The sequence below is a fragment of the Campylobacter pinnipediorum subsp. caledonicus genome (assembly GCF_002022005.1).
GTDB classification, from domain to species: Bacteria; Campylobacterota; Campylobacteria; order Campylobacterales; family Campylobacteraceae; genus Campylobacter_A; species Campylobacter_A caledonicus.
The window spans coordinates 906,705-923,323 of sequence record NZ_CP017258.1; the positions used below are offsets into that span (position 1 = coordinate 906,705).

The window sequence follows — 16,619 nt, forward strand, 5'->3', positions numbered from 1 at the left end:
AATATAAATAATATATTAATATTTTTTAAAATTTGTCGATATACCGTAAAATATTTAATAAGGACATGGTGTAATGAATCTAGCAGCACCAAAAAACCACTTAATTTTAATCTCAAATTTATACCAGTTTCAACTAATAATCCTAAAAAAGTCATAAAAGCTTTAGGTTTTAAAAGTGTTAATGATAGTCTCCATAGAAATATTGATACAAGCAAAGGCAGATTTGAGAAATTATCTGATTTTGCAAATTTAAGTCAAAAAGAATAAGCTAAGGTTTTTAATAGATTTATTTACCCACTTAGTGGCTATGCCAATGGTGATGAAGCAAAAGTTAGTATTTGAGGCAAGATACTTGGATATGATGATGAGTTTGGTAAAGCCCAAATAGATGAACTTAAAGACAAATTTAAAGCTTAATAATCTAAATTATCAAAAAATTATAATACAAGATAAAACAAAACAGTCAAAACAATATAAATTTTAAGAGTTTTTTGGCTAAAATGGGTCTTATGAGAATAGATAAATTTTTAAATGTTGTAAATATAACAAAGCGTAGAGCTATTAGTGAAGATATGTGTAAAAGTGGTGTTGTAAGTATAAATGGTGTTATCGTAAAGCCAGCAAAAGATGTAAAAATAGGCGATAAAATCACAATAAAATTTATAACAAAAGATGTAAATTATGAAGTATTGGCTATACCTACAACTAAGAGCATACCAAAATCATCGCAAAGTGAGTATGTAAAACAAATATGAGTAAGAAATTTATTCTTGGCTTAGATGATATAAACAGCCTAATGGATATTTTGCCAAAAAACGGGATAATTTTGCTTCAAGGAACACTCGCATCCGGCAAAACAACACTTGTTAAAAACATAGTAAAATTTCATGGAATATATGAAGAGGTTACATCTCCTACATTTTCTATAATGCAATCTTATAAGTCAGAAGATATAACAATTTATCATTATGATATATATCAAAATGGAGTTAATGGCTTATTAAACAATGGTCTTTTTGAAAATTTGTTCGAAGATGGACTGCATTTGGTAGAGTGGGGCGATGAGAATTTGGAAAATTTGCTTAAAAACTACGAAATACAATATATAAAAATTGTTATAAATTTAAAAGATGATTTAAGAGAATATGAGGTTTTTGGTGCATAAATTAGAAGTAAAAGATTTAAAAAAGACTATAAAAAAGACAAATATTATAAATGGTGTATCACTAAATATACAAAGTGGCGAGATAGTAGGGCTACTTGGTCCAAATGGAGCTGGAAAAACAACTACTTTTTATATGACATGCGGGCTTATAAAACCAAGTAGCGGTGGTATTTTTTTAGACGGTGAAGATGTTACAAATACACCACTTCATAAAAGAGCCAGAATGGGAATAGGCTACTTGCCACAAGAATCAAGTATTTTTAAAGATTTAAGTGTTGAAGAAAACTTGCTTTTGGGTGCTGAGCTTGTATATAAAGACAAAAAAGAGTGCGCAAAAAAAGTAGATGAAATGCTTGATTTGTTAAATATAGAACCAATAAGGCTTAGAAAAGGTGTGAGTCTTAGTGGTGGTGAAAGAAGACGTTGTGAGATAGCAAGAAGTCTTGTAATAACACCTAAATTTTTACTTCTTGATGAACCTTTTGCTGGAGTTGATCCAATAGCTGTTAGCGATATACAAAGCATTGTAAGAGATCTAAAAAAACTTGGGATAGGGGTTTTGATAACCGATCACAACGTAAGAGAGACCTTGGCTATCTGCGATAGGGCTTATGTGATCAAAGATGGTAATTTGCTTGCAAATGGAACAGCCAAAGAGATAGCAAATGACAAAAGTGTAAGAACTTATTATCTTGGTGAAGAATTTAAACTTTTAGAGTAAAGTATGCTTCGTCAAAAAACATCAATAACCACCAAAAATAAGTTAAATCAGACACTCAGATCTTGGCTTGGTATACTTCAAAGTGGTCTTGATGAACTAAAAGAGACATTAGAACCTTTTGCTGAAAAAAATCCATTTATAACGATAGAACAAAATCCAAAATCCCCAAAAAAAGATTTTTTTAAACAAATTTATAGTAATTCAGCTACTGACAACATAGAAGCTTTAACAATAAACAAAGATAGCCTCTATGATATATTAAGCTCTCAAATAAATCCGCCTCTTTTCCCAACAAAAAAATCACAGAACATAGCATACAAAATAATACAATGTATAAATAGTGAGGGGTATTTTGAATACGATAAAGATATTTTTAATACTGAAAGCATGGATGAGATAGAAAAGATAAGAGATCGTTTTACATATCTTGAACCAGCTGGAGTAGGGGCAAAAGATCTAAAAGAGAGCTTTATGTTTCAGCTTGAAGCTATAAATATTGATGATGAAATTTATAAAATAGCAAAAAACATAATACTAAATTTTGATAGCTTACAAAGTCTAACAAAAACAAAAGACTACGAAAAGGCTATCGCTGTAATAAAAAAATTTAAAAACCCACCAGCTATTGAATATATCCAAGATGATGTTGCTATATTTGCTGATATTTTTATAGATACAAGCGATAACAATATAAATGTAAGTTTAAATAGCGATCAGTATCCAAATATAGTTCTTGATGTAGATGGACTTAATGAAAAAGATGATTTTGTAGCATCAAAAATAAAAGAGGCAAAAGAGCTTATAGATGCGCTTGAGTTAAGAAAATCAACACTTTATAAGATAGGACTAATGATAGTTGAATACCAGTATGACTTTTTTTTCGGTGGAGATATAAAGCCAATGAAACTAAAAGATATAGCAGATGATCTAGATAGAAATCCATCTACTATATCAAGGGCTATATCAAATAAATATCTACAATGTTCAAGAGGTCTAATACCACTAAAAAACTTTTTTGCAACTGCTTTAGATGATGATGTATCCAATGCTACAATAAAAAGCTATGTTTTGAATTTAGTTAAAAACGAGAATCAATCAAAACCATTATCTGATCTTAAAATTCTTGAACTTATCCAAGATGAATTTAAGGTAAAAATGGTTCGAAGAACCATCACAAAATACAGAAAAGCCTTAAATATAGCGAGTTCTAGCGAAAGAAAGAGAATTTACGCTATAAATAATGGCTCTTAATTTAAGCACTTATAAAGTTTTCTTGAGTTTTAAAGAATGATTTTAAGCTCTCATAAGCATTTTGAATTTGCTCAAATTTCTTTCTATACACATCTTTAATATTTTCTGATTTGTTGGCATGTCTATCTGGATGATAAATTTTTACAAGGTCTAAATAACTCTGTCTTATATCATCAAAACTACTGTCTATCTTACAGTCTAGTACTTTAAAGTTATCTTCAAGCAATGAAGCAAGTGCTGAAAATCTATTTATAAATTTAGCTGATTTTTTTACTTTGAAGTTTCTTTTAAATTTATCAAATTTGTCATCATCTTTATCAAAATCAACTATAAAATCCAAATACTCTTTTTTCTCAAATAGCGAGTTTAAAATATCACAATCACCATTAGATGTTATTTTAATGTTTAGCCTAGTTTTTGAATCATTTATTTTAAATTCTCTATTTTTAAAAGTTTGTAATAAGTATCCAAAAAACAGATTATTTGATTTTTGTAGTCTAAAAATAACTTCATCATCTTCAAAATATACCTTTGCAAATATTACATTTGTCAATGTATTTTTTTGCATATAGTTAAGTTTTATTGTTTTGTATTCAGCAAATTGTATATTTAATTCATCTTTATTTTGTTTTTCATAAATTTTTTTTATAAATTTTAAGAAATACTTTCTTTGTGGAATTTCAGTTTCTTCATAAAAAGATATCACTTTACCTTTGCTTGAAATTGTGTTTTGAAAATTTTTATTTATCATATTGCTTAGTTCAGTAAAAAGTTTATCATCATAAGTTTTTATACTTAAAGATTCCAAAGTATGAGTTATATGCATAGCAATCTCCATTTTTTACATAAATTATATAAAGACCATAAGCAATAAGTGTTCCATATGTATGTAAAAATAGTGGTTAAGTCAAAAAAAAAGACTTAACCGGATTAAATTATATGGCTTTTACCATAATTTTTGTTAAAATTTTACTAAATTCAGATGGGTTTTCTATGCTCATGCCTTCATTTATCTTTGCCATATCAAGCAATAATCTTGAAATATCATTTACCATAAGCTCATTTTTTTCAAGTTTGTTATAAATTTCGTGATTTGCATTTATTTCAAGTATAGGTTTTACTTTTGGTATATTGCTTTGACCCATCTGTTTTAATATGCCTTGCATAGCGAAGTCAGGATCATTTTTGTCATATATTAAGACAGCTGCTGATTCGCTAAGGCGAGAGCTTAGTTTTACATCTTTAACTTCATCTTTTAGTATTTCACGCATTTTTACAAGTGTATTTGCGATGGCACTCTCATCTTTTTTATCTTCATTTTCTGTTTTTATCTCATCGTCTATATCTGAATGTGAGATTGATTTTAATGGTGTCTTATCAAATTCATTAACCATAGGCATAACAATAGTATCAATCTCTTCATCCATTATTAAAACCTCTATATTTTTAGACTTGAAGCTTTCTAGTAAAGGAGAGTTTCTAAGCATATTTTCATTATTTCCACTTATATAATATATGCTTTTTTGATCATCTTTCATTGATTCTTTATACTCTTTTAAGCTTATTAATCCATCTCTTGTTGTTGATTTAAAAAGCACTAAGTCTAAAATTTGTTCTTTTTCTCCGCCGAAGCCATACAAGCCTTCTTTTAAGACTTTTCCAAAAAGTGTGTAAAATTTTATGTATTTTTCTTTATCTGACTCTTTTAGTTTTTTAAGCTCGTTTAAAATTTTCTTTACGCTTTGTTCTTTAACACTACGCATTATCGCATTTTCTTGAAGTATCTCACGACTTACATTTAAAGGCAAGTCTTCAACATCTAAAACACCACGAACGAAACGCAAATAAGGTGGCAAAAGCTCTTTTGCATCATCTGTTATAAATACTCTTTTTACATAAAGTTTAACACCGCTTTGATAATCAACTCTGAAAAGATCAAAAGGTTCTACACTAGGAATATAAAATAATGATGAATACTCTATCTTTCCTTCTGCTTTTGTATGTATATGTAAAATAGGATCGGCTGAATCATGGCTTATTTGTTTATAAAATTCATTATATTCATCAGCTTTTATACTTGATTTATTCATACGCCAAAGAGCTGAAGCTTTATTTATCTGAGTGTTTTTACTCTCATAAGTTCCTTCTTTTTCTTCATCTTTTGGTGGAATATACTCACTTTTGTCCATAAAGATAGGGTATGGAATGTGGTTTGAATATTTTTTGATTATGTTTTCAAGTCTCCACTCATCAGCAAATTCTTCATCGTTTAAGTGTAGTGTTATGCTTGTTCCGTGTCCTTGCTTTTGAGCATTTTCTATCTCATAGCTTTTAGCATCAGATGTCCATTTATAAGCATCTTCTTCTAAGGCTTTTTTGCTAACAACTTCTATTTTGTTTGCAACCATAAATGCAGAATAAAAACCAACACCAAATTGACCTATAAGCGAACTATCTTTTTTGGCATCGCCACTAAGAGATGATAAGAAGCCTTTTGTTCCGCTTCTTGCTATCGTTCCAAGGTTTGCTATAAGTTCATCTTTATTCATGCCTATACCATTATCACTTATGGTTAGCGTTTTATTTTCTTTGTCAAATTGTATGTCTATTTTTGCTGAATACTGAAGTTGTTTATACTTATCGTTTGTTAGACATAGATAGTTTAGCTTATCAAGAGCATCACTTGCATTTGAAATAAGCTCCCTTAAAAATATCTCTTTGTTTGAATAAAGTGAATGTATCATTAGGTTTAAAAGATCATTCACTTCTGTTTGAAATTCAAATTTATCTGCCATTTTATTTCCTTTTTTTGAAATTTTGGCAGATTATAACATAAAGTGATAAAATTATTTTTAAACTTGATATGAATTGTATCAAGTTTAATTAAAACCTATATAAACCACCAACATTAAATACTTTACTGTTATTGTGTGAGCTGTCAAAAGATAGATCAAATCCACAATTTAACATGATATCCTTGGTTAGATTATAGCCAAAGTTACTACCAAACCATATAGTGCTTTTGGCTTCTTTGATACCTGTTATTTTTACATTGCTATTTGAGCCTGTAAATTTTGCATCAAAGCTAAAATCATTAGGAGATAGCTTGTTGATATAAGTTAGATTTGAGCTTATAAATAGTTTGTCAAATTCAACTTTTGTTCTTACACCTGCTAGCAAAGATGTTAAGTTATATGTTTTTTTATCGGCTTGTAGTCCAAAAACATCTTTTTCAGAAATTTTATCTCTTTGTAGCCAGTCAAGCTGTGTAGCAAAAAATGGATTTATTTTAAATTTATCTAATTCAAAAATCTTACCAATTTCTGTATATGTGTTATAAAATTTACTGTCGTATGAAATTTTTGAGTTTTTATCTAAAATTTCTCTTTCTACCTTGCTTTTTGAACTATTTAATCCAACTCTACCAAGCATATAAAAATCATCAAAGTTGTATGAACCATACAAACTAACTGATGTATTTTTTATATTTGTACTACCTGCATTTTTATCAAAATCAGTTTTTGCTCTTCCGGAAAGAAAAGAAACGCCGAGTATATAATTGTCGGTTTTTTTATCAATCCCAAATGCTAAACCGTGTATATTTGTGCTAGTATTAGCATAGCCTTTATTTTTTAAATTTACATCTGCAAATATCTGATTGGCCCAAAAGCCACTTCTATCTTCATAAATCAAAGATGATAACCTGTTGCTTAATGTTTTACTGAAAGTCTCATTTTGTTTTGCAAGTATATTTTGACTCGATGAATAAATTTCACCAGAAAGCGTATTTATAGATTTAGCTAAAACAGGTTTTGGCATTTCAAACATCATCAAAGAAGCTTGATAGATTTCACTATTTTTATTACCACTTTCAGCTAATTCATCCAAAACGACATCTAAATTTTTTGCAGTTTTAAATGCTATATCATTAGACTGAAAACCTAATGCTTTTGCAACTATAGGAGCATCATTTCTTGAATACTGTGCATCTAATTTTTTATTTTGGTCTTTTAAATTTAAACCATATATATTTATAAATAGTGATATATCGGTTGAAATTTTAGCTCTATTAGAATCAAAATTTTCTATTTTATTAGCCTCAATAATAGTTCTTTGTTTTAAATCTTTTGACGGAATTTCATTTGGTTTTTGCACATCAGCTAAAAGATACCCATTGGTACCAAAATCAACACTACCACTTGCTTTTAATAGAGATTTATCTATATCTATAACTATTCTAGCTCCATTTTTTCCTTCATATTTTTCTTTTATATAAAGTCCTTTTCCGTATACATTTAAAGAACCTCCATTATTTGTTATTGACTTACCTATTTCTACCAATGTGCCATTTTTAGATTCAGCTCTTAAGGTTCCTTGTTTTTCTATAATTACATATGAATTCTTGAGTTTATTTTGAAGCACTATCTCACCATTTTGTATCCAAGTAGAACCCTTATATTGATTATCTCCGCTAAGATATAAAATACCTGTTCCTTTTTTATATATACCGCCGTCACCTTTGATATCATTACTCCAGGTTAGTTTGTCTTTATCTTGATAATTTCTATAATCAAAATCAACTGTAAATAAGTTTTGAACAAATTGCTCATCCTTGCTTAATGTTCTAAGATCCAAGTGAAGCAATGCGGGTCCTCTTAAAGCTCTTTCTTGATTTAAAATTCCCCATCCAAATTCAGGATTTCCTTGTTCTTTTTGTCCTGAATTTGGACCTTCTGTAGGAGTACCGGGCTTTCCTGGTTTATCAGCTGTTGATAGTATAGTAACAGTTACTAAGTGATTGCTCATCCAAGGAAACTGGTTCCATACATTTGCTACTGTTGCTGTAACTCTAGGAGCAGCAAAAGAAGTTCCTTGATTATTTTTGGTAATACCACTAGCTGCTATCCCCCATTTTTTTGATTTTTCATCAAATCTATTTGAATAACTAGCAAGTTTTGATTTATCTTTTTCATCATAAGCAGCAACTGCTATAAATCCATTTCTAGCATTGTCATTTACTATTGGGTAACTAGCTTCAATACTTGTATAATTTTTACTTTCATTTCCAGCAGCAAAAACAAATATACTGTCTGTCTCTGGCTTGTTGTTTATATAATATTCAAGAGTATTTAATCTATATTGATTCAAATTAATATTTTCTGTTTTTCCATATGAATTATTAAATATCCTAGCGCCTTTTTTATACATGGTATCAAAATAGTCGGGAATTAAAGATAAATTTAAGCCCCCGCTACCAGCATCTATTATATAAATCTGATTTTGTTTTGTATTGTCTTTTATAATATCTGTTACATATACCCCATGAGCTGTTTGGTATCTTGTATTAGAATTTGCTTTTTTTACTCTTTCGCTTAATGGGTAGTTATTAAAGCCGCTATCTATTATAGAGATAGTCTTATGATTATTTTCATCATTCTCTTTATCTTTTAACTGATCTCTGTTTATATTTTCATTATTTAAGTTCATTTTTTTTAGCAAATCAGTTTTAGGCAATAGTTTAATATTATCTTGTTGATCTTCTTTACCATTTCCTAGATTTTTCATGGGGGGGGGTGAGGGTAATACACGATTTGTTGGTGGTATATAAATATCTGTAGAAGATGGTTGAGAAGAGCCTCCTCCGCCACCTCCTCCGCCACCACAAGAAACCAAAAATGCAGATAAAGAGATAACCACACTTGGTTTTAAGATATAGTTAATGTTTCTTAAGTTTTTACCCATAAAATTATTCCTTTATAAATGTTTGATAAAAATTTAGTTATTTTATAAAATTTTCTTTGTTTTGATGATATTATAGATTATACCAAAAAATAACATAAATTATATTTTAACATTTTTTATGTTATAATTTTTAAATATAATTTTAACATTATTAGGTGGTATAAATTGAAAAACATATTAGCTAAAGAAATTTTAAAATGCAAACAAGAAGGCATAGCAAATGATGACTTTGTAAATAAAATATCAAAAAGATATGATTGTGGTATAATAAATTCAGAAACAAATTCTAATTTTTTACTAAATTTATTGGCTTATCTATTTTTTGGGTTATCGTTATTTTTTTTAGTTGGTTCTAACTGGGAAGAAATACCTGATTATATTCGTCTTATTTTACTTGTAAGTCTTACATTATTTTTAAATATATCAGGTCTTTACACTTATAAAAAAGGAAATTTCAAACGCTCTGAGATTATATTTTTCCTAGCTATATTGGTATATGGAGTTAGTATAGCTTTGATATCACAAACATATCATCTTGATAGATATATGCCAGATGGATTATTGCTTTATGCTATTGGTTCCATGGTCTTATCTGTTTGTCTTTTTAGCTCTTTTTTGACAGCTGTTTCACTTTTGATATCCATAACATGGCTATGTTTTGAACTGTCTTACTATGATATAAATTCAATATATTTTATAGGTTTTATACTCTTATCGACATTTGTTTGTTATAAAAAAAGTGGCAAGTTTTTGGTATTTAATATCATTTTAGGAATAATTATATATCTTTTTGCACTAGTATACAAAATAAGCGAAGTTGGCATAAGAGAGCCTATAGTGATGTATTGTTTTTGTATACTCATGTGTTTGTTGTTTTTTATATCACTAAAAGAACCTTTAGATAAAATAGGGCAGGTGCAAAACTCTCAAAATTTTTACAATATATCTCAAATATTTGCTTCATTGTGTTTGATATTTTTAAGTTTTGTGTTAGAACAAAAACCAGCACAGATGAGTTTTTATGATATTTTTAACAACATTTATGGTTTTATTTTTGTATCTTTGTTTGTGATAAATTCTATAGTAGCTTTTCAATTTAAAAATAAATTTTTATTTATTTTAAATTTTATTTTATTATGTTTACCTATCGCATTTTTTTATATTCAAAATGAAGGATTGTTTTTTTCAATCATATGTATAATACTTGGTGGACTTTATATAAAAAACGATAAACTTTTTTTAGGGCTTTTGCTTATTTTTAGCACATCTATTATTAGATATTTTGAGTTTAATGGAGATTATATATCAACAAGTGTGCTATTTTTATTTTTTGGGTTTGTTATGTTTATTATTTTAAAACTAAAAAAGAGTAAAAAATGAAAAATAAATTTATTGTTTTTGCAGCTTTATTACAGCCCGTTTTGCTTCTTTTGATGGTTTTTTATGCTTTTGTGCCTTTGTATTTTGGAAAAGAGATTATTATGCAAGTTCATGGATATGACCCAATGGATCCTTTTCGTGGGAATTATGTAAATTTAAGATATGATTTTAATGATATAAATAATATAAAAAAATCAAAAAATTATACTATACTGGAAGAAAAAAACAATATATACTACACTAAAAAAATTACAGATAAAAAACCAAAAAGCGGGATATACATACAAGGTATTTATAATAATTTTGGAATACAAAAATATTTTACCACTGAAAAAAATGCAATTATTTTACAAAATAAACTTTCTGATCCTGACTATAAGGCATATGCTAAGATTAAAATTTTTAAAGGTAATGCTAGGATTGTGGAGATAAATTTTATTAAAAACAATAAAAAATAAATTTATATTTATTTAATTACAAAGCGTTATAATGGTTGCAATGAAACTAAATTTACGATAAAAGGATAAAAGATGTGTAAAGATTGCGGCTGTAGCATGGGAAATCATATTCATACACACACTCATTCTGATGGCACTGTTCACTCGCATACCCACACTCATGATAATGAGCATGAGCTAGGAGAAGGTGATCACAATCACACCCATCAAAATCCAACATTAAATGATATAAAAACAATAAATGTTATAAGCAAAATATTATCTGAAAATGACAAAGAAGCATTAAAAAATAGAGAGTGGTTTGATAAATTAGGAATACTGGCTATAAATTTAATGAGCAGCCCTGGAAGTGGAAAAACGACATTGCTTGAAGCTACTATAAAAAACTCTGATCTTAAAATAGGTGTTGTTGAAGGAGATCTGGAAACAAATAACGATGCAAACAGAATACTAAAAGCCGGTGGAAAAGCACACCAGATAAGCACAGGGCAGACTTGTCATTTGGATGCTTTTATGGTTCATGAAGGATTGCATAATATCCCTATGGATGACTTGGATGTTGTTTTTGTAGAAAATGTTGGAAATCTAGTTTGCCCCGCTAGCTATGATGTGGGAACTCATCTAAATGTAGTTTTATTATCCGTAACAGAAGGTGATGATAAGGTAGCTAAATATCCCGTTATGTTTAGATCTGCTGATGTTATCATCGTTAGCAAAATGGATTTGATACAACATTTTGATTTTGAAGTAGAGCGTGTTAAAACTGAAGCTAGAAAACTAAACCCAAAAGTTGATATCATAGAAGTAGATAGCAAAAGCGGAAATGGTATTCAAAGATGGATTGATTATATAAAATTTAAAAAGGATTTTAGATAATGTGTCTTTCGGTCCCTTCAAAGGTTCTTGAAATAGATAAAGATAATGTCGCATTAGTAGAGACTCTTGGGGTAAAACGAAGAGTTAGTTTAGATCTTATATCTGAAAATGTAAATATAGGTGATTATATCCTTATACATGTTGGTTTTGCTATGGAAAAGATAGATACTAAAATAGCCGAGGAAAGTTTGGAAATTTATAGACAAATAGCAAAAGACATGGAAAATGGTGAAATTGATTCTTATGATAGAGATATGGGACTTATGGAGATTTTAGATGGATCTAATAAATGATTTTCGCGACAAAGATCTGATTTTTGCTATTTCAAAACTTATAAAACAAAAGAGTAATAAGCCTTTAAATATAATGGAAATTTGCGGAGGACACACTCATAGTATTATGAAATTTGGGCTTAATGAATTGGTTGGAGAGCATATAAATTTTATTCATGGTCCAGGATGTCCTGTTTGTGTAATGCCAAAAAATAGAATAGATGAAGCCTGTAAATTGGCAAGTATGCCTGATGTTATATTTTGTACACTTGCCGATATGCTAAGGGTTCCTGGCTCTTATGATAGTTTGCTAAAACTTAGATCTAAAGGGCATGATATAAGGGCATTGTATTCACCGCTTGACTCTATAAAAATAGCAACCCAAAACCCAGATAAAAAAGTAATATTTTTTGCTATAGGTTTTGAAACAACAACCCCAATGACAGCAAATGTTATAAAAAAATGCATTGAACTTGATTTAAAAAATTTATTTTTCCATATAAATCATGTAAGAGTTCCTGAGCCTGTAATGGCTATAATGAACGATAAAGATGTAAAAATAGATGGGTTTTTAGGGCCTAGTCATGTTAGCGTTATTATGGGGACAAAAATTTATGAAAAAATAGCAAATGACTACAAAAAACCAATAGCTGTAAGTGGATTTGAGCCACTTGATATACTTACTGGTGTTTTAAATTTAGTTCAACAACAAAACAATTCTACATATGAAGTTTTTAATGAATATTCAAGAATAGTAACAAGAGAAGGTAATATCAAAGCCCAAAATCTAATAGACGAATACTTTGAAATTTGTGATTTTAATTGGCGAGGTCTTGGAACTATACAAAATAGTGGGTACAAGCTAAGAGATAAATTTAAAAGACTTGATGCTAGAATAAATTTTGATTGTAGTGTTGTTAGCAAACCTGAATCAAAAGCATGCATATGTGGAGAAATTCTAAGAGCAAAAGCAAAACCTTATGATTGTAAAGTCTTTGCCAAAGCTTGTACGCCACAAACACCTATCGGATCATGTATGGTTTCAGGTGAGGGCGCTTGTGCTGCTTACTACAAATACACAAAAAGGTAAAATATGAATATTATGCTTAGCCATGGTGGTGGCGGTGTTGAAATGAACTCACTAATAAATGACATTATATTTGAAATTTTTGACAACGAAACGCTAAAAGAAGCAAACGATAGTGCTATATTAAACATATCAGGAGATATAGCTTTTAGTACTGATAGCTTTGTTGTTACACCTATTTTTTTTAATGGTGGTGATATAGGTAAAATCGCGGCTTGCGGAACTATAAATGATCTATCTATGGTTGGAGCTGAAGCTAAATTTCTAAGCTGTTCTTTGATATTAGAAGAGGGTTTTAGTGTAGATGAACTTAAAAAAGTTCTTGTATCTCTTGCTAAAACTTGTAAAGAATCAAATGTAAAAGTAGTATGTGGAGATACAAAGGTTGTCCCAAAAGGAAAATGTGATAAAATTTTTATCAATACATCCGGAATAGGGCGTATAATATCTCCAAATATAAATATAAAAAGTCTTAAGTCTAATGCCAAAATACTAATAAGTGGCGATATAGGAAGACATGGTGGTGTAATACTTGCAAACAGGGAAGAATTTGAGCTTGAAAGCGATATTCAAAGCGATTGCAAAAGTTTAAAAAATGTAGTCATGGATCTTTTGAGCTCAGGCATAAAACCACTATGTATGAGAGATGCTACTCGTGGTGGACTTAGTGCTGTTTTAAATGAATGGAGTAGTGCTTGCAAGCACGATATATTAATTTTTGAAGAAAATATCAAAGTTAGTGATGGTGTTCTTGGCATATGTGAACTATTTGGTTTTGAGCCTTATGAACTTGCAAATGAAGGTACTTTTGTATTGGCTGTAGAAGAAAAAGATAGCAAAAAAGCATTAGAAATTTTACAAAAATTTGATAAAAATGCAAATGAAATAGGTGAAATTTTGGAAGATAAAAACTCAAGAGTTATGATAGAAAATATATATAAATCAAGAAGATTTTTAGATGCTCCTAGGGGCGAATTATTGCCAAGGATTTGTTAATGCACGAACTTAGCATAGCGCAATCTTTACTTAAACTCTGTGAAGAGAATGCAGTAAAAAATAATGCAAAAGAGGTCACCAAAATAGAGATCAAAATAGGGCGTTTGAGTGGAATAGAGCCGCACTATCTAGAAAGTGCATTTAGCGTATGTCAGGCAGAGACAATATGTGAAAATGCAAAACTAATAATAAACGTGCAAGAGATAATTGTAAAGTGTAAAGAGTGTGGAAATCAATCAGAACTTAGCAAAAATGAATTTTTATGCCCTAAATGTAACTCTCAAGACCTTGAAGTTATAGATGGTGAAGATATGTATTTGATGAAACTTGAAATGATTTGAAAATAGGAAAATGATTAGATTGTATAAACAACATGAATTGGAAAAAATAAAAATATACATCAAAAAAAATAGAGTTGGAATTTTTACTAAAAACACAAAAGAAAAATGCTATGATTTTCACGAAAAAGAGAATGCCAGGTATGTATGGTTTCAACAATATTTTTTAATGCAAATTTTTGCATATAAAGATATATTTGAATTTTTACAAACAAAGCCATCGTTTAAAAGCTTGATTGAGTTTCATGCATCATACAAATATTTAATTTACTCAAAATCTCATAAACACTATAAACAACTTGGAAATATTGTAGCCAACCGTAGCAAAAAAAGCTTGTGCAAGGTTTTAGATGAGTATAAAATTATATTCTTAGATGCCATAAGCCTTAAAGAAAGTATTGCAAAGACATACAATATATTTCTTCATATGTATGGATATTTTAAAAACTACATAACAAAAGATGAAAAACAAAAAATATTAAAATTGCTAAATATGTTTAAACAAGGTTTGGTCTCATTAAAATCAGTATTAGAAGTTCTAGTTTTGTACATAAAAAAATTTGACATAAAATATCTAGAAAATCAAAAAATATTAAATCCATATCCAAAAAAATTAGAATTTTATTTATATAATAAGGATTTGTATTGAAACAAATTCTTTGGTTTAGAAGAGATTTAAGGGTAACAGATAATGCTATTTTAGCCAATGCAAACAAAGATGTTTTGCCTATATTTATTTTTGATAAAAATATTTTAGAAAAACTTCCAAATGATGATAAAAGAGTAACTTTTATATATAAATCTGTTCTAAATTTAAAAACGAACCTTAAAAAAATAGGGCTTGATTTGGCTATTTTTTACGATAATCCTAAAAGTGTTTTTACAAAGTTGAAAAAATATGGATTTGATGAAATTTTATGCTCTGTTGACTTTGATTCATACTCCATAAGCAGGGATAAAGAGATAGAAAAAATACTGCCATTAAATAGATATTTGGACTCTTTTATACTTAATCCAAATGAGCATTTAAAAAAAGATCAAACACCATATAAAGTTTTTACACCTTTTTATAAATCTTTGGATCCAATAACTTCTTCAAGCAAAATAAGCACTTTTGAATTAAAAAATAAACTTAACAAAATAGATTTTGATTATAGCTTTATACCAAGTCTTGAAATGATGGGCTTTATAGAGCAAAAACTTCCTGATTTTTTAGAAAAAAAACCTGCTGAACTGCTAAATACTTTTAAAGAAAAAATAGAAAAATATGACAAAGCTAGGGATTATTTTTATATGGATGACACATCTAAAATATCAGTTCATCTAAGATTTGGGCTAATTTCACCAAAAGAGGTTTTTAATTATTTAAAATCCGAACAAAACTTAAACAGCGAATCTTTTATAAGAGAGTTGTTTTGGAGAGAATTTTATAACTATATATTGTTTCATTTTCCAAGCAGTCAAACACAAAACTTTCAAGATATTAAGATAAACTGGAGCGACAATAAAGAACATTTTGAAAAATGGTGCAGGGGAGAAACAGGTGTTCCTATAGTAGATGCCGCAATGAGACATTTAAACAACACAGGAACAATGCATAATAGATTAAGAATGATAACGGCATCTTTTTTAACTAAAAATCTTTTTATTGACTGGAAAAAAGGTGAGAAGTATTTTGCTTTAAAGCTCCTGGATTATGAGGCTAGCTCAAATATAGGTTCGTGGCAATGGAGTGCTAGTACAGGCACCGATGCTAATCCATATTTTAGAGTTTTTAACCCATATTCTCAATCAAAAAAATTTGATCCCGACGCGATATTTATAAAAAAAGTTATACCTGAGCTAAGAGATGTTAATCCAAAGCTACTGCATATAGAAAATGGTCTTTTGGAAGATATATTTATAAAATATCCTAAAAGTATAGTTGATATAACAAACTCTAGAAGACAAGCAATACAAAATTTCAAAAAAGCTAAAAATTAATCAAATAATTTTTATTCAATTAATTTTTATTCAATTTAGCAAGCATTAGAATAATAAAAAATAAAAATTAATGTTCTATAAACATATATTTTCTTAAATTAAAAAATAAGTAAAAATATACGATAAAAAGTAAAATACAAGCTATTTTATATATTTTGTATTGAAAACTATAATTTTCAAACTAATATATAAATATTATTTCAATCCTACTTTTATGCTACCAAATATCATAAAATACGCCATTTTATGACTTTACATTTTGAATGAAATAAATTTATCCATTAAATATTTTGTATTTTTATACAAATAAAATACTTACATATTTTACATAAAATATTTTTATTATTTTT

General features: G+C 28.6%; 16 protein-coding genes. 13 read left to right on the forward strand and 3 right to left on the reverse strand.

Annotated elements, in window-relative coordinates; all coding sequences use genetic code 11:
- The first annotated feature begins 509 nt into the window (after positions 1 to 509).
- Genes CPIN18021_RS04580 through CPIN18021_RS04595 form a run of 4 tightly spaced genes read left to right on the forward strand, consistent with a single transcriptional unit; the run spans position 510 to position 3,137 of the window.
- Positions 510 to 755: an RNA-binding S4 domain-containing protein gene (locus CPIN18021_RS04580; protein ID WP_078424876.1), complete on the forward strand. Its 246-nt coding sequence runs from the start codon at positions 510 to 512 to the stop codon at positions 753 to 755.
- On the forward strand, positions 752 to 1,165 hold the full coding sequence (gene tsaE, locus CPIN18021_RS04585; RefSeq protein WP_078423351.1) for a tRNA (adenosine(37)-N6)-threonylcarbamoyltransferase complex ATPase subunit type 1 TsaE: 414 nt from the start codon (positions 752 to 754) through the stop codon (positions 1,163 to 1,165). Before CPIN18021_RS04580 ends, tsaE begins: the two co-directional genes overlap by 4 nt.
- Positions 1,158 to 1,886, forward strand: coding sequence for an LPS export ABC transporter ATP-binding protein (gene lptB / locus CPIN18021_RS04590; protein WP_078423352.1), 729 nt, complete (start codon positions 1,158 to 1,160; stop codon positions 1,884 to 1,886). The genes tsaE and lptB overlap by 8 nt, the downstream gene beginning before the upstream one ends.
- A gap of 3 nt (positions 1,887 to 1,889) precedes the next feature.
- Complete coding sequence (locus CPIN18021_RS04595) at positions 1,890 to 3,137, forward strand: RNA polymerase factor sigma-54 (protein ID WP_078423353.1); 1,248 nt, start codon at positions 1,890 to 1,892, stop codon at positions 3,135 to 3,137.
- A 1-nt stretch (position 3,138) separates the two neighbouring features.
- On the opposite strand, the gene CPIN18021_RS04600 is transcribed toward CPIN18021_RS04595, so the two are convergent.
- From CPIN18021_RS04600 to CPIN18021_RS04610, 3 genes are all read right to left on the reverse strand, one after another.
- Positions 3,139 to 3,963: an adenylosuccinate lyase gene (locus CPIN18021_RS04600; RefSeq protein WP_078423354.1), complete on the reverse strand. Its 825-nt coding sequence runs from the start codon at positions 3,961 to 3,963 to the stop codon at positions 3,139 to 3,141.
- A gap of 109 nt (positions 3,964 to 4,072) precedes the next feature.
- Positions 4,073 to 5,932, reverse strand: coding sequence for a molecular chaperone HtpG (gene htpG / locus CPIN18021_RS04605; protein WP_078424523.1), 1,860 nt, complete (start codon positions 5,930 to 5,932; stop codon positions 4,073 to 4,075).
- A gap of 88 nt (positions 5,933 to 6,020) precedes the next feature.
- Complete coding sequence (locus CPIN18021_RS04610; protein WP_078424524.1) at positions 6,021 to 8,879, reverse strand: autotransporter domain-containing protein; 2,859 nt, start codon at positions 8,877 to 8,879, stop codon at positions 6,021 to 6,023.
- A gap of 165 nt (positions 8,880 to 9,044) precedes the next feature.
- Between CPIN18021_RS04610 and CPIN18021_RS04615 the strand changes: the two genes are divergently transcribed.
- From CPIN18021_RS04615 to CPIN18021_RS04655, 9 genes are all read left to right on the forward strand, one after another.
- Positions 9,045 to 10,259, forward strand: coding sequence for a DUF2157 domain-containing protein (locus CPIN18021_RS04615; RefSeq protein WP_157888046.1), 1,215 nt, complete (start codon positions 9,045 to 9,047; stop codon positions 10,257 to 10,259).
- A complete protein-coding gene (locus CPIN18021_RS04620) occupies positions 10,256 to 10,717 on the forward strand; it encodes a GDYXXLXY domain-containing protein (protein ID WP_078423358.1) in 462 nt (153 codons plus the stop codon). Before CPIN18021_RS04615 ends, CPIN18021_RS04620 begins: the two co-directional genes overlap by 4 nt.
- Before the next feature lie 72 nt (positions 10,718 to 10,789).
- Entirely contained in the window at positions 10,790 to 11,593 is an 804-nt protein-coding gene (gene hypB, locus CPIN18021_RS04625; protein WP_078423359.1) for a hydrogenase nickel incorporation protein HypB, read from the forward strand.
- On the forward strand, positions 11,593 to 11,886 hold the full coding sequence (locus tag CPIN18021_RS04630) for a HypC/HybG/HupF family hydrogenase formation chaperone (protein WP_078423360.1): 294 nt from the start codon (positions 11,593 to 11,595) through the stop codon (positions 11,884 to 11,886). Before hypB ends, CPIN18021_RS04630 begins: the two co-directional genes overlap by 1 nt.
- Complete coding sequence (hypD, locus tag CPIN18021_RS04635; RefSeq protein WP_078424526.1) at positions 11,870 to 12,955, forward strand: hydrogenase formation protein HypD; 1,086 nt, start codon at positions 11,870 to 11,872, stop codon at positions 12,953 to 12,955. Before CPIN18021_RS04630 ends, hypD begins: the two co-directional genes overlap by 17 nt.
- A 3-nt stretch (positions 12,956 to 12,958) precedes the next feature.
- Positions 12,959 to 13,948, forward strand: coding sequence for a hydrogenase expression/formation protein HypE (gene hypE / locus CPIN18021_RS04640; RefSeq protein ID WP_078424527.1), 990 nt, complete (start codon positions 12,959 to 12,961; stop codon positions 13,946 to 13,948).
- Positions 13,948 to 14,289: a hydrogenase maturation nickel metallochaperone HypA gene (hypA, locus tag CPIN18021_RS04645; RefSeq protein ID WP_069637408.1), complete on the forward strand. Its 342-nt coding sequence runs from the start codon at positions 13,948 to 13,950 to the stop codon at positions 14,287 to 14,289. Before hypE ends, hypA begins: the two co-directional genes overlap by 1 nt.
- Before the next feature lie 10 nt (positions 14,290 to 14,299).
- Positions 14,300 to 14,935, forward strand: a complete 636-nt coding sequence (locus CPIN18021_RS04650; RefSeq protein WP_078423363.1) for a DUF1722 domain-containing protein — start codon at positions 14,300 to 14,302, stop codon at positions 14,933 to 14,935.
- Positions 14,932 to 16,269 carry a cryptochrome/photolyase family protein gene (locus CPIN18021_RS04655; protein WP_078423364.1) on the forward strand — a complete coding sequence of 446 codons (1,338 nt, stop codon included), beginning with the start codon at positions 14,932 to 14,934 and terminating at the stop codon, positions 16,267 to 16,269. The genes CPIN18021_RS04650 and CPIN18021_RS04655 overlap by 4 nt, the downstream gene beginning before the upstream one ends.
- Positions 16,270 to 16,619 lie beyond the last annotated feature (350 nt).